This is a genomic window from Vibrio breoganii, assembly GCF_001677275.1.
GTDB classification, from domain to species: domain Bacteria; phylum Pseudomonadota; class Gammaproteobacteria; order Enterobacterales; family Vibrionaceae; genus Vibrio; species Vibrio breoganii.
The window spans coordinates 127,100-149,652 of sequence record NZ_CP016178.1 but is presented as its reverse complement, the minus strand read 5'-3'; the positions used below and the strand labels follow the sequence as shown (position 1 = coordinate 149,652).

General features: G+C 47.1%; 18 protein-coding genes. 8 read left to right on the top strand and 10 right to left on the bottom strand.

What is annotated here, in order from left to right:
• Positions 1-41: 41 nt before the first annotated feature.
• From A6E01_RS13685 to A6E01_RS13675, 3 genes are read right to left on the bottom strand one after another with little or no spacing between them, the layout of a single operon-like run.
• Positions 42-1,526 carry an aldehyde dehydrogenase gene (locus A6E01_RS13685; RefSeq protein ID WP_065210455.1) on the bottom strand — a complete coding sequence of 495 codons (1,485 nt, stop codon included), beginning with the start codon at positions 1,524-1,526 and terminating at the stop codon, positions 42-44.
• Positions 1,527-1,561: 35 nt separating this feature from the next.
• Entirely contained in the window at positions 1,562-2,119 is a 558-nt protein-coding gene (puuR, locus tag A6E01_RS13680; protein WP_017031857.1) for an HTH-type transcriptional regulator PuuR, read from the bottom strand.
• A gap of 13 nt (positions 2,120-2,132) precedes the next feature.
• Entirely contained in the window at positions 2,133-2,882 is a 750-nt protein-coding gene (locus A6E01_RS13675) for a gamma-glutamyl-gamma-aminobutyrate hydrolase family protein (RefSeq protein WP_065210454.1), read from the bottom strand.
• A 333-nt stretch (positions 2,883-3,215) separates the two neighbouring features.
• On the opposite strand from A6E01_RS13675, the gene A6E01_RS13670 reads away from it, so the two are divergent.
• Positions 3,216-4,559: a glutamine synthetase family protein gene (locus A6E01_RS13670; RefSeq protein WP_065210453.1), complete on the top strand. Its 1,344-nt coding sequence runs from the start codon at positions 3,216-3,218 to the stop codon at positions 4,557-4,559.
• A gap of 15 nt (positions 4,560-4,574) precedes the next feature.
• Positions 4,575-6,050 (top strand): Na+/H+ antiporter NhaC family protein, encoded by a 1,476-nt coding sequence (locus A6E01_RS13665; protein ID WP_065210452.1) that lies wholly within the window; start codon positions 4,575-4,577, stop codon positions 6,048-6,050.
• A gap of 45 nt (positions 6,051-6,095) precedes the next feature.
• On the opposite strand, the gene A6E01_RS13660 is transcribed toward A6E01_RS13665, so the two are convergent.
• On the bottom strand, positions 6,096-6,677 hold the full coding sequence (locus A6E01_RS13660) for a GNAT family N-acetyltransferase (RefSeq protein WP_065210451.1): 582 nt from the start codon (positions 6,675-6,677) through the stop codon (positions 6,096-6,098).
• Between the two features lie 278 nt (positions 6,678-6,955).
• On the opposite strand from A6E01_RS13660, the gene A6E01_RS13655 reads away from it, so the two are divergent.
• Genes A6E01_RS13655 through A6E01_RS13630 form a run of 6 tightly spaced genes read left to right on the top strand, consistent with a single transcriptional unit; the run spans position 6,956 to position 13,881 of the window.
• A complete protein-coding gene (locus A6E01_RS13655; protein WP_017031852.1) occupies positions 6,956-7,912 on the top strand; it encodes an AAA family ATPase in 957 nt (318 codons plus the stop codon).
• A gap of 11 nt (positions 7,913-7,923) precedes the next feature.
• Positions 7,924-8,925 (top strand): DUF58 domain-containing protein, encoded by a 1,002-nt coding sequence (locus A6E01_RS13650; protein WP_065210450.1) that lies wholly within the window; start codon positions 7,924-7,926, stop codon positions 8,923-8,925.
• Positions 8,926-8,935: 10 nt separating this feature from the next.
• Complete coding sequence (locus A6E01_RS13645) at positions 8,936-9,430, top strand: DUF4381 domain-containing protein (RefSeq protein WP_065210449.1); 495 nt, start codon at positions 8,936-8,938, stop codon at positions 9,428-9,430.
• A complete protein-coding gene (locus A6E01_RS13640; protein WP_065210448.1) occupies positions 9,427-10,395 on the top strand; it encodes a vWA domain-containing protein in 969 nt (322 codons plus the stop codon). Before A6E01_RS13645 ends, A6E01_RS13640 begins: the two co-directional genes overlap by 4 nt.
• The gene (locus A6E01_RS13635; protein ID WP_237334538.1) at positions 10,385-12,262 is read left to right on the top strand and encodes a vWA domain-containing protein; all 1,878 of its coding nucleotides are present in this window, start codon (positions 10,385-10,387) and stop codon (positions 12,260-12,262) included. Before A6E01_RS13640 ends, A6E01_RS13635 begins: the two co-directional genes overlap by 11 nt.
• Before the next feature lie 5 nt (positions 12,263-12,267).
• On the top strand, positions 12,268-13,881 hold the full coding sequence (locus A6E01_RS13630) for a BatD family protein (protein WP_065210446.1): 1,614 nt from the start codon (positions 12,268-12,270) through the stop codon (positions 13,879-13,881).
• Between the two features lie 117 nt (positions 13,882-13,998).
• Here the strand turns inward: A6E01_RS13630 and atzF are convergent, their stop codons facing one another.
• From atzF to A6E01_RS13600, 6 genes are all read right to left on the bottom strand, one after another.
• Positions 13,999-15,813, bottom strand: a complete 1,815-nt coding sequence (atzF, locus tag A6E01_RS13625; protein ID WP_065210445.1) for an allophanate hydrolase — start codon at positions 15,811-15,813, stop codon at positions 13,999-14,001.
• An 11-nt stretch (positions 15,814-15,824) separates the two neighbouring features.
• Complete coding sequence (gene uca / locus A6E01_RS13620) at positions 15,825-19,421, bottom strand: urea carboxylase (RefSeq protein ID WP_065210444.1); 3,597 nt, start codon at positions 19,419-19,421, stop codon at positions 15,825-15,827.
• 92 nt (positions 19,422-19,513) lie between these two features.
• On the bottom strand, positions 19,514-20,152 hold the full coding sequence (locus tag A6E01_RS13615) for an urea amidolyase associated protein UAAP2 (RefSeq protein WP_065210443.1): 639 nt from the start codon (positions 20,150-20,152) through the stop codon (positions 19,514-19,516).
• A gap of 10 nt (positions 20,153-20,162) precedes the next feature.
• A complete protein-coding gene (locus tag A6E01_RS13610; protein WP_065210442.1) occupies positions 20,163-20,903 on the bottom strand; it encodes an urea amidolyase associated protein UAAP1 in 741 nt (246 codons plus the stop codon).
• Positions 20,904-20,912: 9 nt separating this feature from the next.
• Positions 20,913-21,716, bottom strand: coding sequence for an ABC transporter ATP-binding protein (locus A6E01_RS13605; RefSeq protein WP_065210441.1), 804 nt, complete (start codon positions 21,714-21,716; stop codon positions 20,913-20,915).
• Positions 21,709-22,539, bottom strand: a complete 831-nt coding sequence (locus A6E01_RS13600) for an ABC transporter permease (protein ID WP_065210440.1) — start codon at positions 22,537-22,539, stop codon at positions 21,709-21,711. The genes A6E01_RS13605 and A6E01_RS13600 overlap by 8 nt, the downstream gene beginning before the upstream one ends.
• Positions 22,540-22,553: the final 14 nt, after the last annotated feature.

Sequence of the window (22,553 nt, the reverse complement as noted above, 5' to 3'; positions counted from 1 at the left end):
ATATTCCTTATCTAATCAGTTACGACCCTACTCTTATGAGCTTAAGGTTGTAGACGAATCCATGTCGTTTTGGTTTCGGTGAATTTCTCCATTGCGTGTAGCGATTTATCTCGCCCATTACCACTCATCTTGAAGCCACCAAACGGAACCGTCATGTCCCCTTCGTTGTAGTTATTCACCCAAACTGAACCAGCCTGAAGCTTTTTCGCCACGCGATGAACGCGATTGATACTGTCACTCCAAAGCGCAGCGCCTAGGCCATATTGAGAGTCATTAGCTATCTCGATGGCTTCTTGCTCTGTGCTAAATGGAATGACGCACAGTACAGGGCCGAAGATCTCTTCCTGTGCCACTCGCATCTTGTTGTGGACGTTATCCAAGATCACAGGCTCAACAAATGCACCTTGGCCTTCAACATCACCACCGCAACGCAAGGTTGCGCCGGCTTCTTTGCCTAGCTCAACGTAACTCAACACCTTGGCTTTGTGCTCTTGGTCTATCAACGCTCCCATCGAAGAAGAAGGATCGAGAGGATCTTTTGGCTGGAAGCTTTTCGCTGCAGCAATGACTTTTTCTACAAACTCGTCTTTGATGCTTTCATGGACCAGCAAGCGAGTTGCGGCTACGCACACTTCACCTTGGTTATAGAAACATCCGCCTGCCGTTTCTGCAGCGGCTCGGTCTAAGTCGCCACAATCTTCAAAAACGATGTTGGCATTCTTGCCACCCGCTTCAGCCCAAACGCGTTTTAGGTTTGTTTCACCAGAAGCAATCATCAGTTGACCTGCAACTCTCGTAGAGCCTGTAAAGGTGATGCAATCGATGTCTGAATGGCGAGAAAGCGCGTCTCCCACTTCGTGGCCAAAGCCAGTCAACACTTGGAAAACACCATTAGGCAAGCCCGCTTCAGAGGCTAATTTGCCAAGGAAGATAGCGGTTAAAGATGATTTTTCTGAAGGTTTAAGAATGACGCTATTACCCGCTGCCAGTGCAGGGCCTAGCTTCCAGCACGCAATCCATAGAGGGAAGTTCCAAGGAACGACTGCCGCCACCACACCAATGGCTTGATGAGAAATAAAGGCGTGCACGTCTTTTTCGGTTGGGGCGACTTCCCCGTAGACCTTGTCAATGGCCTCTGCGTACCAACGCAGCGCATTGGCTGCACCTGGAATATCAGTAGAGGAGCTGTGGGCAATAGGTTTGCCCGTATCTAGGGTTTCAAGAAGGGCCAGTTCATCGTTGTGAGCGTCGATGAGATCCGCAAATTTGTTCAGAACCGCTTTTCTGTGGGAAGGAGCACTGTCGCTCCACTCTCCTTGTTTGAATGCGCGACGAGCACATCCTACTGCGAGTTCTACGTCGTCAGATTGACAGCGAGCGATGTCTGTAATGATATCATCTGTTGCTGGGTTGACTACCGCTAAACGTTCACCACAGATGGCTTCGGTAAACTCGCCATTAATGTAGGCTCGGCCTTCGATGTTTAGGCTTTGTTGCAGTTCAAGCCAATCAGATTTAAGTTTCATACACTCTCCTTGTTTATCACAACAAGGAAAGCCCACTAGAATGTGGTTGGCGTATGCGCACTTATCATTCTGCAAGCCTTGCCTGTGTGATTTATAAATTTATGAGGCACAGTGGTGTCTATGACGTAAGACTCACCGGCCTTGATGATGTAAGAGCTGCCTTGATACTCCAGCGTAATTTCGCCTTCTAGTATCGTGCCAACCTCTTCACCTTCATGTTTAATTTCATCCGTTCCTGTGGTGCTTTGCGGGGCATATTCTTCTATCAGAAAACCGATCACCTGTTTCTTCGAGCCGTTGGTGACAAGCTTCATTGATACTGTATCGCTGCCCATTTCAACCAGTTCATCTGGCTTAAATACCACTTTTTCTTCCGTTTTCCCTGCTTGGTCAAACGTAAAAAACTCTGATAAAGACAGTGAAAATACATTCACTATTTTTTGTAAAGAACTCACAGAAGGACTGACTTTGGCATTCTCGATGGATGAGATTGCGCTGTGTGTGATCCCTGCTTTTTCTGCTAATTCCCTTTGTGACAATCCATGCTGTTTTCGCAACTGAACAATATTTTGACCAATCAGTTGGTTGTCCATTGATAAAGCTCCTTTAAGAGTTAGAAGCCTCCATCATAAATTCTTTGAACAAGATCTTAGAGAATTGATTACTTGTTGCTTGCCATTCAGGGTGCCATTGCACCCCTACAAAGAACCTTTGATCTGGGAGGCTGAAGGCTTCGATGAGGCCGTCTGGGGCTGTCGCCTCTACCATTAAGGTAGGTGCCAACGTTTTGACCCCTTGATTATGAAGAGTATTCACATCGAAGCTTTGCGTATTTTGCCAATTGTATTGAGATAACCAGCGTTCAAACTTACTGTTTTCTTGCACCAATACAGGATGAGAAGGTGCGTATTTTTCAGAAAAATCATCAGTTTGGCTTTCTCTATGATCATTATAACCAGATTCATGTACCGCAGGGGTTAAAGTTCCACCAAGTGCAACATTCATTTCCTGAAATCCGCGGCATATGCCAAGACAAGGAATATCTCTATCTATCGCATGACGAAGTAAAGAGATTGAAATCTCATCTCTCGCTTCATCTGTTTTAAGTTCAACGTGCTCAGCACCATAGCGGTGTGGAGCGACGTTTGAATGACTGCCAGGAAACAGAAAACCATCACACACATCCAACATCACCTTAAGGTCATCCAAGGTGCTTCTTGGAGAAATTACGATAGGTAACCCGCCAAAATCAGTGACTGCATCTAAGTAGAACTCATTCACAGCTTGTATTTGATAGCCTCCAAGAGACTTGCTGCAACTGACAACACCGATGATTGGTTTACGAGAATCTGACATAGCCATTCCGTGTACAATTTATTTAACAAACACACTACATTTGCACACTCCAACCATCAACCTGTTTGCCCGATATATTTAACAAAATGTGATTAGTGTCGATTTTTTCTACCTAAAAGCATGTAATTCCGGTCGATATATTGAGCAAAATGCATTCAGGTGTTAAAAATAAGTTAATCAAAACAAACATCGATTTTCGATAAAACTGCTTTAATATGCATTTAAGTGACTGTTTTAAAACGCTTTATGCAAACAAGCAATTGCTGGGTGTGTTTTTAATTAACAATTTTAATATTTCACACACACAGCGAAACAAAACCTTGGAGAGTTCAAATGGAATGGTTTCGACAGGAAGTTAAAAATTTTCGACAAAATTGGCCAACAATAGAGTTTATTGACCTCATTTTTACCGACATCAACGGTACGCCAAGAGGAAAACGTATCCCTGCAGAAGCTTTGGATAAGGTAGGAAAAGGAATCGCACTGCCTCTATCTACTATTACGCTGGATACTAAAGGCAATGTGGTGGAATCAGCAGGGTTGGGTGAAGAGCTTGGTGAACCAGATAATATCTGTTTTCCTGTTCCAGCTTCTTTAACACCCACAGCAAGAGAGAATGTTGGGCAAGTTTTGCTCACCATGATGGACGATTCAGCTACTCAGCCTAGCCCACTCTTTATCCGCAACATCCTTGAAAGCCAACTTGAACAGCTTAAAGACAATAGCCAATACCCATGCATGGCGTTTGAGCTTGAATTCTACTTGATCGATAAACAGCGAACCCCATCAGGTGGGTTACTTAAGGCCATGAATCCGGCCAAGAATATCCGAGAAAAGAACACCGAAGTTTATGATGTCGATGGTCTAGATGACTATGACGGGTTTCTAACCGACCTAAATACCCTGGCTCAAGCACAAGGACTAAATACCTCAGGTGCACTATCCGAATCTGCACCAGGCCAATTTGAAATCAACTTCAACCACTCTCAAGATGTGCTTCGTTCATGTGATGAAATCATCATTGCCAAGCGCTTGATTCGCCAAGTCGCTAGTCAGCACAACTTCGATGCCACCTTTATGGCTAAACCCTTCGCGGATGAAGCAGGCAGCGGCATGCATGCACACATCAGCCTTCTTGATTCAGACAATAACAACCTGTTTAGTCAAGACAACGGCGAAGCAAGCCCACTTTTCTATCAAACAATGACGGCAATGCTGGCTCAATCTGCTGGTTCTATCGGTTTGATTTGCCCTAACGTAAATTCATACCGCCGTTTCGTACCCGGTGCCTATGTTCCAACTAAGGCAGACTGGGGAACAAATCACAGAGGCGTGTCTTTCCGCGTGCCACTGAGTGACCCTAAAAATCGTCGAATAGAGCACCGCATCGCTGGTGCTGACGTTAACCCTTATATCCTTGCTGCAGTAGTGCTGTCTTCAGTATTAGCGAGTGACCAATACACGCAAGAGCAATGTCCACCCGCTCTTAATGAAGAGGCTCCTGAACTGCCAAGACGTATGTTCGAAGCCTTGAATTTACTTGAAGTCAGTGAACTCTCTCAGTTTATTTCGAAAGAGTTCATCGGTTTGTATCTAGCCTGCAAGCATAGCGAGTTGGCCGAATTTGAGAGTGCTATTACCACGACCGAAATCGACTGGATGCTACATACGGCTTAATAAAGGAACTATTACATGAATACACAGACCAAGACGATGCCTGCATCGTTTAAAATCACCAGCAAACACACACTCATTACCGTCTTTTCGATAGCCGTGTTCCTACTGTTCACTTCTATCGGATTAAACCATGCTGAAGGCGAAGCCTACGGATGGATGGGCTTATTGCCGACCGGACTAGTGCTGTTATTTGCACTGACTACGCACCGTACTGTTGAAGCATTGTTTACCGGTGCTATCGCGGGTGTCCTATTGCTAAACCCTACCCAAGCGGTGGAAGAAATTGTTAGCATCTCAATGGATGTAATGATGGATGAAACCATTGCATGGATCATCCTTGTCTGTGGCTTGATGGGCGGATTAATCGCCATTCTTGAAAAGGGCGGCAGCATCCTGAGCTTCTCAGATATGCTGGTCACTAAGGTGAAAAGTCGTAAGCAATCAATGCTGATGACATTCGGTCTAGGTATCTTGATCTTCATCGATGACTATCTCAATGCGATTGCTATCTCTTCTTCGATGAAGAAAGTAACCGATGGCTACAATGTTTCTCGTGAAAAGCTCTCTTATCTTGTGGATTCAACGGCTGCACCGATCTGTATCCTAGTTCCTATCTCTACATGGGCAATATTCTTTAGTTCTCTCCTTGAAGCGAACGGTGTTGCAGAAGCAGGCGAAGGCATTAAAGCCTACATCCAAGCGATTCCTTACATGGCTTACGGCTGGGTGACATTGGCGATTGTACTGCTAGTCGCGATGGAGAAAATACCAGACCTAGGTCCAATGAAGGCCGCAGAGAAGCGTGCTAAGGGCGGACAAGTACAACCTGACGATTCAGTAGAGATGGACTTAGGTTCTGATATCGCTCCACACACAAATCCGACAATGGGTCTAATCAACTTCTTGCTTCCAATGGTTGTGCTAGTGGGCGCAAGCTGGTACTTCGGCATTGATTTATTAGCGGGTGTGTTCGTCGCCATTATCTTTACCGTGTGTTTCTACGGCGTACAAAACCTGATCTCAATGAACTCAATGTTCGATGCTATCTATGATGGTATTAAGGTGATGCTGCTACCACTCGCAACGGTTATTGGTGGCTTCATGCTGAAGAACGTCAATGATTCGTTGGGTGTTACTCAATTTGTCATCGAAACCGTGAGCCCAGTGCTATCTGCAAGCTACTTCCCAGCAATTATCTTTATGATTACCGGCGCGCTAGTATTTGCAACGGCGTCTTCTTGGGGTGTGTTTGCTGTGGCAATGCCTATCGTTCTGCCACTGGGCGAGCAACTAGGTGTGCCTCTACACCTAACAGTAGCCGCACTACTTTCTGCCTCTGCAGCAGGCAGCCACTCATGTTTCTTCAGTGACTCTACCGTATTATCGGCGCAAGGTTCAGGTGTGACAGCAATGCAGCATGCTAGAACTCAGTTCCCATACGCACTTATCGGTATTGTAGCGACTTGTATATTCTTCTTGATTGTCGCTTAATCATTCGAGCTAAATAAAAACAGAGGCGATATCGCCTCTGTTTTTTTATTTCTGCAGATACTGCTGCCGAGTCATGCCGTAGTGCAAGCGATCGTCAAAATCATTGTCCAACTTGTAGTAACTCTTTTGCACGCCTTCTCGCTCATAACCGTTTTTCTCCAAGGTGCGATACGAACCCACATTGGTCGCATAGCAATCAGCACACACTTTATGCGCCCCTAGAACATCAAACGCTATCTTGGTAAAGAACTGGCAAGCAGCCGTAGCAATGCCCTGCTTCCATGCGTGTTCTGAAAGCTGATAACCAATCTCATAATTACCTTCCATAAACATCACACTAGTGATTGCTGCCATTCCCATGTAACGACCGCTGTTATCACGAATAATGCCTATGATGTTGTCAGGATAGCTCTGATCTGCGATAGCTTGCTGGGTATTCTCAATCATTGGCCCAAAGTAGCGTTCATACATTTCGGCTGGGGCTGGGGCAAAAAACAAGTACTCTGCAACTTTGGGGTTGTCTAGCATTGTAATGATGTCTTGCAGATCTGGCTTTTGAATCAGTTGAATGTTTAACTCTGAGGTTAACGCAACACTCTCACCCTTGAGAAACGGTAGAATTGACATAATTTTGCTCACTGTTCTTGGATAAATAGAGTCTAAGTGAATTAGAAACGAACGTCATTATCCGATGCCTCAATACCATCGTCTTGGAACCAATTGAACTCATTGAATAGCATGGAGTTGCCCATTGAACATGATTCATAACGCCTTGAAGTTCCGATAAAAGAGACCCATTTCTTCTAAACCTAATATTTCAACAATACAATGATAAAGGTGGGGAACTTTCTGTTATTTTCTCCATCTATCTATTATTCAAATGCTCGCTTTAAGGAACATCACACATGCCAGCGCAGTCATTCCAACAACTACAACGCTACCTAGAATCTCAAGTTATTGGTCAAGACAACCTCGTTAAGCAACTGCTTGTTGCGCTGTTGGCCGATGGTCACATTTTAGTAGAAGGCCCCCCTGGTCTTGCTAAAACTCGTGCGGTTAAATCACTAGCAGACTGTATTGAAGGAAGCTTTCATCGAGTACAGTTCACACCCGATCTCCTGCCATCTGATCTAACGGGTACAGATGTGTACCGTCCAGAAACAGGGGAGTTCGAATTTAAACCCGGTCCTATTTTTCACTCTTTAGTACTCGCGGATGAGGTCAACCGAGCGCCCGCTAAGGTACAAGCGGCCATGCTCGAAGCCATGGCAGAGAAGCAAATCAGTGTGGGCCAGACCACCTACCCTCTGCCCGAGCTATTTCTGGTAATGGCGACTCAAAACCCAATTGAGCAAGAGGGTACCTATCCTCTGCCAGAGGCTCAGCTGGACCGTTTTCTGCTTCATCTTGAGGTCAATTACCCCAACGCAGAGAGTGAACTAGAGATCCTACGTCTAAATAGAGGCGAGGCTTTAGGGGAGATTCAACGTTTCGACACCCCACTATCACAGCACGATATTTTCGAGGCTCGTCGTCAGGTTTTGTCCATTCACATGGCCGAGACCATAGAGAAATACATCATCCGATTGATTATGGCGACGCGAGATCCGCGAGCTTACAGCGACGATCTCGCAAAATGGATTGAGATGGGTGTCAGCCCTCGTGCCACCATTGCCTTAGATAGAGCAGCGCGAGCGAATGCATGGCTATCGGGGCGCGATTTCGTCAGCCCAGAAGACATCCATGCCGTGATCTTCCCAGTGCTACGCCACCGCCTGCTGCTGACCTACCAAGCACAGGCCGAAGGGGTTACCGGTAATGCGGTTATTGAAGAGCTTCTGCGAACCGTTGCATCAGCTTAAGGCCGTCAAATATGTTTGAAGGCCTTAAACTACATCGCTTATTTTCTACAAAAGCCAATAGCGCCAATCTGCTAGAAGGTGCCATTGCTTCTGGTGAACTACCCAATGCCAGTAATGGCGTCACGGTCAGTGTTGAAGAGCTGAGTTTCTACCAGATCCACGGTAAACGCTGGCAACCACCAGCGAAAAGCCTCTGGTCACAGCTTAATGGGCAGCATACAAGTTCGCGCAAAGGGCGAGGGATGACCTTCTCAGAAGTGCGCCAGTATCAAGCGGGCGACGATGTACGCCAAATTGATTGGCGCGTCACTGCGCGAACAGGAAAAGTGCATACCAAGCTGTTCACTGAAGAGCGCGAGCGTCCAGTCGTACTGTTTATCGACCTTACTCCGAGTATGTTCTCCGGAACCCAGCTGCTCTTCAAGTCTGTACAACTGTGCCATCTAGCCGCGTTACTTTCTTGGATTGCTATTGGCAGTAAAGACCGAGTAGGGGCGATAATCCGCTGCGGTGATACGCTGACTGAAATACGTCCATCTAGCTCGAAAACCGCCGTGCTTCAGCTACTCAACCGCTTGTGCGAGATCCATAATCAAGGTTTAGCTATGGGAGGCACTACTCTCACCGATGAGCAGCGCGATCCCTTTCATGCCCTTGCTAATCTGTGCCGTAAGGGCAGCGAGCTAATTTGTATTAGCGACTTCTCGACGCTTTCTGAGCAAGACATTGCATCAATGACTCAAATTGCAGCACACAACCGAGTGAGAGCAATCCAGATCTACGACCCAATAGAGCTTGGTGACACACAGGCTAAAGGTATTCAAGCGCTGCAGGGTAGAGATCAGGTTTTCTCGGTGAATTTGTCCAGTAGCAAAGCCAAGGATTCCATAAAGCACGCCTTCACGCATCAACAACAGCAGTTAAGCGAGCAACTGAGCCAATATGGCATTACGCTCTCGCAGGTTTCCAGCGGCTCACCGCTATTACAACAATTGCTTCAGCATTCATTTTAAGTATTACGACATGAGTCAGATTGATCAGACACACACCTTGCCACTCAAACCCCTTCACTTACCCCTTGAGCCCAGCTTTTGGCCTCTACCTTGGGGGTATTGGAGTCTGTTTGCGCTCATCGCTATCGCTCTCATCTTGAGCCTTGTTATACAGCGCAAACTGCGCAATAAGAAACGAGCAAAAAAAGCGGCGTTACATATTCTAAAGCAAGGCTCAAACTGTCTAACGGTTTCAGAAGCACAAGAGCTAGTGCGACAGGCCGCGTTAAGTTACTTCCCACGTAACGATATTGCCAAGCTAACCGGAGAAAAGTGGCTGTCGTTTTTGGATTCACAGCTTGCTACACCTCGTTTCTCTCAAAACAAAGAGCAGTGGCAATCAATATTGTATTCATCAGGGGTCAAGGATCACGCCATCAACGCATCCTTAATTGAAGACTGTGGGTATTGGATAGAACATGCCCTGCCGCCAAAAAGAAAATACAAAGACTGGAATGCATCATGAGTGGCTTTACCTTTGAATGGTGGTGGATGCTGTTCGCTCTCCCCCTCCCCTATGTGGCATTTCGCCTGCTAAAAGAACAGAGATCTTCATCGCTGGTTGTGCTCCCTCACGTCACTCAGGCGACAGTCACTCGTGACAAATCAGAGAAGATTGCAAAGCTATTCGCTATCTTAGCGTGGATTTTGCTCGTCATTGCCAGTGCAAGACCGGTTTGGTACGGCGACCCTATCGAGATTCACCCTAAGCATAGAGATATGATGCTGGTAATCGACCTGTCTTACTCCATGAGTCAAGAAGACATGAGAGAAGGCAACGATTACATCGACAGGCTCACAGTAGTGAAACAAGTGGTCTCTGACTTTGTCGACAAGCGCTCTGGAGACAGACTAGGACTGGTGTACTTTGCGGATCATTCCTACCTACAAACGCCGCTCACCTTTGATCGCGAAACAGTAAAAACGCAGCTTGATCAGACGGTACTAAAACTTATCGGCACCCAAACCGCTATTGGTGACGGTATAGGTTTGGCGACCAAAACCTTTGTCGATAGTGATGCTCCGCAGCGCGTGATGATATTGCTCAGTGATGGTAGCAATAACTCAGGCGTACTCGACCCTATTCAAGCCGCTGAAATAGCCAAGAAGTTCAACACCACTATCTACACCATAGGTGTCGGTGCCGGCGAGATGCAGGTACAAAACTTCTTTATGACTCAAACAGTGAATACCGCAGAAGACCTTGACGAGAAAACCTTGATCAAGATAGCGGATATGACCGGAGGCCAATACTTTAGAGCTCGTGATGCGAAAGAATTAGCCACTATCTACGACACCATCAATGCCCTGCAACCTATCCAAAAGGCGACTCAATCTTGGAGACCCAGAACAGAGTGGTTCATGTGGCCCGCATTCATCGGATTACTATTGGTTGTCGTGACCGTGATGATAAGGAGAAATGATGTCTAATTTTGAATTTCTTTATCCCGAGGCCTTCTGGTTACTGATACCCCTGGCCGCAATCATAATGTGGCTAAAAAGCACGACTGCACACTCACAAGTGATCGCTTCTCATCTAGCAACAGCAATGGCAGATAAGCCCTCAAACAGCAGACGCCACTATGGATGGGTGGCATTGCTTGGCGTCATTCTCACTGTCTCGTTAGCCGGCCCTAGCTTTGAGAAACAAGCCATTCCTGTATCTCAATCTGAACACGCGCGAGTGCTGGTGTTGGATATGTCTCGCTCTGTGTATGCCAACGACATCAAGCCTAGCCGCCTTGCTCAGATCAAGTACAAGGCGCAAGATCTATTGCCATTATTAAACCAAGGCCAAACAGGCTTAGTGGCCTATGCCGGTGATGCTTACACGTTAAGCCCGTTAACCACCGACTCTGCAACCCTAGCCAACCTTGTTCAAAACCTATCGCCAGAGATCATGCCGATACAAGGGGCGCGAGCAGATCTAGCAGTGAAGCAAGCCATATCAATCATGAAACAGGCAGGCTTGAATCAGGGTGAAATTGTACTGTTTGCCGATGATCTCGATACGCAAGAGTTAGAGCAAATCAAGGCGCAATTAAGCGAGGGAAATTGGACGTTATCTGTGCTCGCCTTTGGCACTTCGGCAGGTGCGCCAATCCAGTTGTCTGATGGCTCACTATTGACCACCAACAGTGGCAAAACGGTTATAGCCAAAACCCAATTAGGAAACCTTCGCGCGGCCGCACGAGCAGGGAATGGTCAGTTCGAGAAATACCGTCATGACAATCAAGACATAGCGAACCTTGTCTCTGATTCAGCATTTGATGCTGTTAACACAAACGCCAAGGGTGAGGAGTTAGAAGCCAAAATCAACAATGGTTTTTGGTTGCTGCCATTAGCCCTGCTGTGCGCTCTTCCTTTATTCCGTAAGGGTGTCATTTTCTCATTCGTTGCGATGATGTTTAGCTTTGGTTTTACCCCTAACCATGCGCAAGCATCGGTCTTAGATAGTGCTTTTTCAAACGCTAACCAAAGAGGCTTGGCCGCGTTTCAAGAGAAGGACTATCAGCGAGCAAGCCAGGAGTTCAAAGATACTAAATGGCGCGCTGCTGCCCAGTATGAGAGTGGTGATTATGAAGGTGCGATCACTAGCCTTGAAGGCCATTCTGATACGGACTCGCTCTATAACCTTGGCAGTGCCTATGCGCAAAATGGCGAGCTAGACAAAGCCATTGCAAGCTATGAAATGGTGTTACAACAAGAACCTGACAATGCCGATGCCAAGTACAACCTTGATATTGTGCAACAGCAACAGCAACAGCAACAGCAACAGCAACAGCAACAGCAACAGCAACAGCAACAGCAACAGCAACAGCAACAGCAACAGCAAGATTCTGATAGCGACTCACAACAGGATCAACAGGACAAGTCACAGCAGTCCGAAAGTAATAACAGCAACCAAGACCAAACAGACTCAAGCCAAAGCCAGCAGTCTGAGCAGTCTGAGCAGTCTGAGCAGTCGCAAAATAATCCGCAATCTCAACCTTCACAACCCGAGGACTCTGACGCACAAGAGAAATCGGCGCGAGGTGAAGAGCCAGAACAACAACAGCCTCAACAGGAACAGCAGGCTCAAGCTGAGGCCACTGCGAATGAACAAGAATCAGACGACGAACAAGGCGAAGGCAAACAACAAACTGCATCCCTTTCACAGCAGCAAGAAGTAGACCCTGATATTAGAAAGCTAGAGCAAGTGGAAAGCGTGAGAGATCCTAGCTACCTGCTTCGCGCACAGATGCTCCTTCAAGCAAAAGATAAAGCAGCTCCCTCATCAACAGGGAAAGATTGGTAACCGTAATGATTAGATTTAAGCCCCTTATCACCACCATAACCCTAGTGACAGGCCTAGCCTGTAGCTTCTCGTCGTGGGCACTGAATATGACTGCCAGCGTGAGCAAAACCAATGTCAGCAAAGATGAGGTTATCCAGCTCAAAATAGTCGCTGACGAAAGACTCGATGGCGAAAAGGTCAACTTTGATGCCCTATCCAATGACTTCTATGTAGGCAGACCCAGCTTCAGTTCATCGGTCAATATCATAAACATGAAGCGCACCGACACCAGTGTGTGGACAGTATCTATCGCTCCACAAAAAACAGGAACAATCACTATTCCAAGTTTTAAAGTGGATGACGCAACCACCGACCCCATCACACTAAAAGTGACGGCTGGTGAGCAAGTGCCAACTACCGACGATATCATTGAAGTACGCTCAAAGATTGGCAAGAAAGAGCTTTACCCTAATGAGAGCACTAAGCTTGATGCTCGCATCATCGTTAAGGTTGACCCTCGCCGATTGCAAAATCCGAACCTAACCCAACCTCTTGCTCCGGGCTTAAAGATCGAGCCTCTATCTGAGCCTAAACAATATCAAGCGGTACTTGATGGTGTTGAAGTGCTGATCATCGACCAAGAGTTTCGAGTGACCGCTAGCAGCAGTGGTGATTTCTCAATAAAGGTTCCCACTTTGACCGGCGTGGTTCGTTACGGCAATAGCCGTTCGAGCACCCGTATCATTACGCTTGATGGTAAGTCTCCACAAGTCGATATGAAGGTATTGCCTGTACCAGAGAGCTACCAAGGTGCCTGGCTGCCTACGTCTAAGCTAGATCTATCGCAAAGTTGGCAACTGGATAACAACAAAGAGTTCTCGGGTGACTCGGTGACGATAGATGAGGGTGACTCCCTAACACGAACCATCACGCTCACCGCCGCTGGATTAAGTGCGTCGCAACTGCCTAATCTGACCATAAGCAACCCTGAGGCTTTTCGCGTATACAGCGAGAAGCCAGCGTTTAGCAATAATGATGATGGCTCAGTGACCATGACGACCAAGCAGGTGCTCATAGCAAAAAGAAGCGGTGAGTTCTCGCTGCCGAGTGTCCCCGTGCAATGGTGGGATTCTGTAAACAAAGAAGCCCAAACTAGCGAAGTAAAAGGGCTCAATGTGACAGTCAATGCGAACGCGTCATCAAGTAGTGCGCCTCTTCCACCACAAGCATCTGCAACCAATGCTCAGCCAGTGCAAGACAGCGGCTACTGGCCAATGCTAACCGCTCTGTTTGCCGGCTTATGGATATTCTCTACTGTGATGTGGGTGCGCGCCAGACAGCAAACCCCATCAACAGCGCCAACAGTGAGTAATGGTAAAGCGCTTCCTTTGAAATCAGAGCTAATTGAAGCCATACAGCAAGGGAACCCCATCAAGGCACAATCCCTGCTAGAGCAGTGGCTGACCACCCAAGATGTTGATCCTAAAGATGCCAAAGCCATTCGCAGTGAAATGAATTTGATGAGTCAAACGGTAATGGGTAAAGAGCCCTCTCAATGGAACGGAGCTAAGCTCGTTGGGATGATAAAACGAGCTGGGACGAGAAGTAAACGAAAGGTTGAACAATTGGCTCAGCTTTAACCCAAAGTGATGATCGAGTAAAAAAAGAAAAGCAGAGCTGTTTTCAATCAGAACAGCTCTGCTTATTTGTATTTGAACCAGCTAGGCTGACCAGTTATTTAGTACGATTGGTATTATTCAGCTCACCTCAGCTTCCCGTTCCAATGCCTCAAGAAAACCTCGCCAACCGCCATATCCGGTGACATCTTGAGCGCCTTTAATAGCGATGGGTTCACAAATGAAACCTTTTACCCATTCTCCATCACTCAGCTCTACACTGCCCAAGCCCAGTGGATGAGGAATTTGCAGTAGGAAGTCTCCTAAGTTAGCTCTCGGTAAAGTCCAGACTTCAACATCAATGTAGGTACCCTGCGCTTCATTTCGAACCATTCCAGGACGCATTGGCGGGCCACCAGCGAGCTTAAATAGCTGATAGTTATCGGAAGTTTTCGTTCGATCTCTCAAACTCCCCCCTAGTTCTAGCAACTGATGATTCAGCGGAAAACCTTGCATATGTGCCCCACACACCATGATGTCTATGGTTTCAAGGTTGTTCATCTGAGCCTCTGGCTCTTTAGATGGAACGAGTTGCAATACGCTGGCCAAGGATAGTAGTTTCTGATCGCTAAATGCAGGCGCAAATAAGGTTACGCCAAATGGCAATCCCTGATTTGTAAAGCCGGCAGGAATAGCTATCGCACTGTAATCCAATAAGTTCATAAAGTTTGTGTAGTAGCCTAGGTTACTATTAAGTCCTATGGGATCCGCGTTGACTTCATCAATGGTGTAAATCGTCCCCGCGGTTGGTGTCATTACCACATCGACACTGTTCATCAACTTGTCACACTCTACTTTGTAAGCCTGCAACTGATACATGGCTTTAAAGGTATCCGCAGCACTTATACCCGCTGCTCCGCCCACGATTTCTTTTATCACAGGCAGGCATTCTTCAACGTTAGCATCAAAGAAAGCTTCGATGGCAGCATAACGCTCGGCAACCCAAGGGCCGTTATAAAGTAATGATGCAGCCTCGAGAAAAGGTGAGAGATCAAAGGCAACCAACTTAGCGCCTTGTGCCTCGATATTCTGCACCGCTTGCTGATACAGCTTCATGTATTCATCGTTACCAAAGAAGGCTAACTGCTCTGCTGCCGGGATACCGACTCGAACGCCTTTCATAGAACCCAGTACTTCACTTGCAGGTTCTTGAGGTGCTATCCGTGCGTAACAATCCTCTTGGTCATACTTAGCCACAATCGATAAAAGCAAAGACAGATCATCCGCACTGTGACTAAATAGGGTTACACAATCTAGACTTCTGCAAGCAGGAACAACCCCTCGGCAACTGAGCAACCCTTTTGAGGGTTTGAGTCCATAGAGGTTATTAAACGCCGCAGGAACGCGACCAGAACCTGCGGTATCCGTTCCTAGGGAAAACATCACTTGTCCCTGAGCAACACTTACCGCACTGCCAGCACTAGAACCGCCAGAAATATACTTACTATCAAAACTATTCTGCGCTGCACCATAAGGGCTGCGAGTACCGACAAGCCCAGTTGCAAACTGATCGAGATTGGTTTTACCAAGTGGAACGGCTCCTGCTGCGATCAATAATTCCACCACGAACGCCGATGATTCCGGTTGATAAGTAAATGCCTTACAACCTGCAGTCGTGGGTAGCACATCCAGATCAATATTGTCTTTAATCGCAAAGGGCACACCAAACAGTGGCAGATCGTCAATATCATGCTCACTAAGGTTGGCTAGGTAGTTGTCTAATTGTCGCTGGTCAATGGTGCTGATCCATGCTTTGTTAGTGTCTTGTTGAGCGCTGACAAGTAGCTGTTGTAAATGCTCTGTTACCGAGCGCTGTCCACTCTTATATGAATCAATCAGCTCGGTAATCGTCAAAGCGGCTTGGCCTGTACTTAATAACTGCTTAGTATCTTGCATAACTTTATTCCCTATTGCTCTGCACATTCGACAATCATCAATGGCTGTCCCGCTTGTACCTGAGAGCCAGATGGTTTGCATATGGAATGGATCTTTCCAGAAACACTTGCGGTAACTTCAAGCTCCATCTTCATTGCTTCTAAGATCATCACCACATCTCCTTCCTTCACCCATTGACCTGGCTCTACTAAGGTCTGCCAAATATTGCCTGCCACATAGCTTTCGATGGCTTCCTGCCCTTCGCTCAAAGTAAATGTATCTTGCTCTAGCTCGGAGATGTCCTCAGCTACAAAATTGGCTTGCCCTGACGCTTCCCAGCGCTGGCGCTCCTCTTCAAAGGCCAGTTGCTGACGCTTACGGCACACAGCAATCTCCTCTGCATGCTCATCCACCAAGGCTTGATAATCCGCTAGAGAAAAACGTGTTTGCTCTATCTTCACTGGATACTCACCACGTGGATGCTGCTGGCGAATGGTCAATAACTCCTCAGGGGTGACCTCGTAGAAACGAATTTGATCAAAAAATCTCAGTAGCCAAGGCTTGCTAAAGGCTTCTGTGCGGCGGTATCGATTCCACATTTGCAAGGTTCGCCCAACAAACTGATAGCCGCCCGGCCCTTCCATGCCATAAACACACATATATGCGCCGCCAATACCTACCGCATTTTCAGGAGTCCATGTTCGCGCGGGGTTGTACTTAGTCGTGACTAATCTATGTCGTGGGTCCATTGGGGTCGCTACGGGAGCGCCCAAATAGACATCCCCTAACCCCATAACTAAGTAACTCGCATCAAACACAATTTTTTTCACATCCTCGACTGAATCTAAGCCATTAATGCGACGGATAAACTCAATGTTGTCGGGGCACCAAGGGGCGTCTTTACGCACTACTTCGTCATATTTTCTGATGGCAAGCTTGGTGGCTTCATCATCCCAAGAAAGCGGTAAATGCACGACGCGAGCAGGAACTTCAAGCTCGTCAATGTTCTCCATTTCCGCTTCTAATGACTCCAATAAAGTCATTAATCTATCTCTTGGCAATAGCAGATTGTCGAAGTGGATCTGTAAGGAGCGAATCCCTGGCGTTAATTCTTCAATACCTTCAATGGCAAGGCTTTCTAGCTTCAACATCAAAGCGTGAGCGCGAAAGCGAAGGCGTATATCAAGCATTTGCGGACCGTATTCCACCAGCAAGAAATCTTCTCCACTCGGGCGATACACTACCTGTTCTCCGAACTGTTCAGCGGGTAAGATTTTCAGGATTGACGAGGTGATATCAGCTTTAGCAAGGGGCATTGGTGAAATAGAAAGTGCTTTGATTTGCGAGAGCTGTTCTCTCTCTGCTTTTTCAGCGCAAGACAACGAAACAGGTGTAAATCGCACCTTATCGCCAGCTTTAAGCTGCCCCATCTTCCATAGATCAGCCTTAATGATGGTAGCCGGACACACAAATCCTCCTAGACTTGGACCATCAGGGCCCAGAATCACTGGCATGTCACCGGTGAAATCGATGGTTCCTACAGCATAAGCATTGTCGTGGATATTCGAGGGGTGCAATCCTGCTTCTCCACCGTCAGTGCGTGCCCAATCAGGTTTAGGCCCTATAAGTCGAACGCCCGTTCGGCTAGAGTTAAAGTGCACTTTCCACTGAGCGTCAAAGAAGGTTTGAATGTCTTGGTCAGTGAAAAAGTCTGGCGCTCCATGAGGGCCATAAATAACGCGAATATCCCACTCATCTTGGATCTCGGGAAGCTGTGCTGATTGCCCTTCTAGCTCAGAGCATAATGGTTCTGAGTGCAGATGCAGTACATCACCTGCCACTAAGGTACGCCCAGCATGTCCACCAAATTGTCCCAATGTGAAGGTTGATTTGCTGCCCAAGTAATCAGGGCAGTCGATTCCTCCTTCAATCGCTAGGTAGCTACGAGCGCCACTGCCGGTGATCTTGCCAAGCTTTAGCACCTGGCCTGCGGCTACTTTAACCACTTTTCCCATAGGAACTGGCTGGGTATCGAGCGTCGCTTGGATCTCAGCGCCAGTAACAACAATATGTTTATCTATGTTGAACCTTAGGGTTGGGCCTGAAATGACAATCTCTAGACCTGCATCTTGTTGAGTGTTGCCAAGAAGTTGGTTAGCCAGCTGAAAGCTCAAAGGATCCATTGGGCCCGAAGGTGGAACACCTATATGCCAGTATCCTGCTCGCCCTGGGTAATCTTGAATGCTGGTTTGCACACCGCCGTTGATAACATCCAGTGTATTGGGCTTATACTGAAAATCGTTGAGAGAGCGAGTGAGTACCTCGCCAGTTTGTACCAAAGAACTTGCCAGTAATTGTGCGAGATAGTGCTGATTGTGTTCAATACCATAGATCTCCGACTGCTCAAGCGCACTCATCAATTTCGCAATGGTCGTCGCCCTATCCTCTGAGTGAACAATGAGCTTAGCCAGCATAGGATCAAAATACGGAGAAACTTCGACACCGGCTTCAATCCAGTGTTCCACTCTAAGCTCAGGCATATCAGCCCATTTAACATGGCTCAAAAGCCCAGCGCATGGCTGAAAATTCTTATTGGCATCTTCGGCATATAAGCGCACTTGAATGGCATGACCTTTGGGCTCAAGTCCATTACTTACGTGTTGCAAATCCAGCGTGCCTTCGCCTTGTTTGACCATCCACTCCACCAGATCAACGCCAAAGATCTCTTCTGTGACGCCGTGCTCTACCTGAAGACGGGTATTCACCTCTAAGAAATAAAATTCTTGAGTCTGGTTGTCCAATACAAACTCTACAGTGCCTGCGTTGCGGTAGTTCACCTGCTCAGCCAGAGCAATAGCGGTATTTTGCAGTGCCAAACGAGTTTCAGGTAAAAGATTCGGCGCAGGGGTTTCTTCGATCACTTTTTGATTACGACGTTGCGCTGAGCAGTCTCGCTCTCCAAGTGCAACAACCTGCCCCTTACCATCGCCAAAGACCTGCACTTCGATATGACGAGCCTGCTGAATGAATTTTTCTAGGAATACACCGCTGTTACTAAAATTGTTCTCGCTGAGGCGTTTTACTGAGTCGAAGGCATCTTCTAGTTCGCCAGCGCTGTAACAGCACTCCATGCCGATACCACCGCCACCCGCCGTACTCTTAAGCATAACTGGGTAACCAATACTCTCAGCTGACAATAACGCTTGTCGTTTATCAGTAAGCAATCCTGTGCCCGGCAAAAGCGGTACTTGTGCATTTTCCGCGATCTCTCGAGCTGAGTGCTTCAAACCAAATGCATTGATTTGGTCCGTTGTCGGGCCAAGAAAAACCAAATTCTCTTGTTCGCAACGGGTAACAAAACCGGGATTTTCACTTAAGAATCCGTAGCCAGGATGGATAGCCTGCGCGCCCGATTGCTTAGCGATAGAGATAATTTTTTCGATATCAAGGTAGGTAGTTTTCGCGCCGCCCTCACCTAGAGAGAAAGCCGCATCGGCCTGTAAAACATGAAGGCTATCGGCATCAGCTTCGCTATATACAGCAACGCTGGTGATATTAAGACGATTTAACGTTCGGATTATGCGGCAAGCAATTGCACCGCGGTTGGCAATAAGCACCTTACTAAACATAGTTGAGTCCAACATTTCCGGGTCGTCCCGGCTTAAACTCGAGCAATGACTGGGGTCGTCCCCTGCTCATGATCCTATGGTCTATCTACGACCTAGTTCCAGACAATCACTTCTACTGGTGTCGGGTTGTATGCATTACATGGGTTGTTCAATTGCGGACAATTAGAGAGCAATACAATCACATCCATATGCGCTTTAAGTTCTACATATTTTCCTGGTGCGCTGATGCCGTCTTCGAAAGTCAAACCACCCTCTTCAGTAACAGGCACATTCATAAAGAAATTGATGTTATGGGTAATGTCACGCTTCGTTAGGCCATAGTGTTCATTTTCAGCCACAGCTAATAACCAGCTATCGCGACAAGCATGCATGCACTTCTTATCAATGGCATAACGCACCGTGTTGCTCTCTGTTGCACACGCACCACCTAAGGTGTCATGGCGACCACAGGTATCGGCAACAATCTCCAACATGACATTGCCCTGATCGGATAAAATCTTGCTACCCGCCGATAAGTAGACATTACCTTGTTCACGTATCGTATCTACCGCGCTATAACGCTCTGCAGGCTCATTGGCGTTGTAAAATAAGGTATCAGCCGCTTGGTTTCCTTCTAGATCAAGAATGCGCATCGTCTGCCCTTTCTTGACCACCTTCATAAAATAATCCCCAGCAGGCACTGCATTGCTATAGAGCGCAGATTCTGTTTTCAATGGGCTTTCTACTATCATCACTGACTCCTTAAACTGTGTATGATCCGTGCTGAACTAAATAGCGGCGATTGTTTTCAAATCCACGTTCATTTTCTGGGCGAGAATTTAGGCATGTGTCCTCTTGAGAGAGAGGTTCGGCCTCAAGCAAGCTCAACTCGACGGGCTTAAATGGGTAACTAGTTGCCGGATTCATAGGATGAGGGCAGGTCGTCATCACCACTAAGGTGTCCATTTCAAAGCGCAATTCAATGATATCCCCTGCTTTGCTGTGTTCCTCTTGATAGCAAAGGTCGCCACTGTCTTTGGTAAATACCTTACTAAACAGATTCAGATTGGCCGCTAGGTCACGCTTGCCAAGACCATATTTCGCCACTTCTACCAACAACGAATCGTATCCATTTTGTTTCCATTGGTTGCGATCGCTTTGGTAGTCGCGCGCGCCCCATTTAGCAGTGACCTTCTCTTTATTTGTCACCCCTGCCACTGAATCAATCCAAGCAGTATCATCACGAACAATAGAAGCAAACACTCGACCCATATCGGAATAGAGACAATTGCCCTTCGTGAGCTTGAAGGTATGCTGCCCCTTCAGTGTATCGGGCGCGTTATAGCGCTCGAGCAGGTTATCTGGGTTGTACATCAGTAGACTAAGGTTGGCGCCCCCTTCCAGGTCTTTAAAACGTAATACATGCCCCTTGGGCACTTTCATCGACCAATGTGCTGCTCCCGGTAATACATCCGTGAACAGGGCCTGTTTATTTATTTGCATATCAACTCCTTATGCGATTTTTTGTTGTGTTATTTCAGGCAGGGCATCTGACACCAGTTTCGGCACTACTTGTTTATCGATATCAATATCAAAGGTGATTTGGGCACCAAATCGCTCTGGTGCTTGCTCGTCTTTGCGCACGTGGTCAAATACCCACAAACGATTACCCAAGTGAAAGCCCTCGCTCAGATCGTGAGTGATCATAAATACCGTCAAGCTCTGCTCAGCACACAAGGATTGGATCAATTGGTGCATGTCTTTACGAATGCCCGGGTCCAGTGCTCCAAAGGGTTCATCTAACAGCAAGATTCGTGGCTTTTTGACCAAGGATTGAGCAATAGACAATCTTTGACGCATTCCCCCTGATAACTCATGTGGGTACTTGTCTTTCGCTGCATGTAAGCCAACTTGTTCGAGCATCGCTAGAGCGACCTGCTGTGCTTTCGCTTTCTCACCACCCGTAAGTCGACCCAGCAAACTACTGCTTACGCCCCCGGCATCAAATTCAACACCCAACATGACATTTTGTAGAGCGGTCAAATGTGGGAACACTGAGTACTTTTGAAACACAATCCCCCTCTCTACACTAGGCTCATTTTTAAGGGGCTCACCATCTAGCATTATCTCGCCTCGAGAGTGACTCTCAGTGCCCAGCAACATATTCAAAAACGTTGTCTTGCCACATCCTGAGGCACCAACAATGCTAACGAAGTCTCCCTCTTGCACCTCGAGATTCAACTTCTCCAGTACTATGTTGTCGCCATACTCTTTCCACAGATTTTTGATCTTGATGATCGGCTGAGCGCTATCCATTATCGTCTCCTTGTGCCTGATGATGCCAAGGGCTAATTCGCTTGGACAAACTCTTCAGCAACCAATCCATACAAAACGCCAGTAAAGTGATCCACAAAACGTAAGGCAAAATCACGTCCATCGATAGGTAGCGCCGCACTAAGAAGATGCGGTAGCCTAAGCCTTCGGTAGCAACGATGGCTTCTGCAGCAATTAAGAACAGCCAAGCACTGCCTAACGTTAGACGAACCGCATCAATCAGTTTTGGAATGATCTGTGGCAACACGACTCTAAGAATGATCTGCCAACTGCTGCCCCCTAAGGTTTGTGCCTTAATCAACTGCTCGTCCGGTAAGCTCTGCACTCGCAGCTGAATATCGCGAATAATAATCGGACAGATGCCCACCACGATAAGCACGACCTTAGACAGCTCCCCCAGCCCAAAGGTAATAAACAATATTGGCAACACTGCCATTGGTGGGATCAAAGAAACGGCAGTAACAACAGGTGAGAAGGTTGAGCGCACCAAGGGCACCATGCCCGTCGCTATGCCTACTGACAAGCCAACCAGAGCACTGATGCCAACCCCCATAAGTAAACGGGTCAAACTCGCTAGAGTATCTACCCACAAAAGATACTCTCCAGTGCGTCTACTTGGGGTGAACGCCATTCGGTCGATGGCATCCACGAAACTGCCAAACGCAGGCAGTAGCTTGTCTGCAGAGTTAGCTGCCAATCTCGCATCTGAGGCTGTGATATACAGCATGACGAGAATGATAAATGGCAACAATCCCAGCACTAGCTGCCCAGTTCGAGTAGGATAGCGGTTTATTACTTTTGTCATTTAAACTTCCTCAA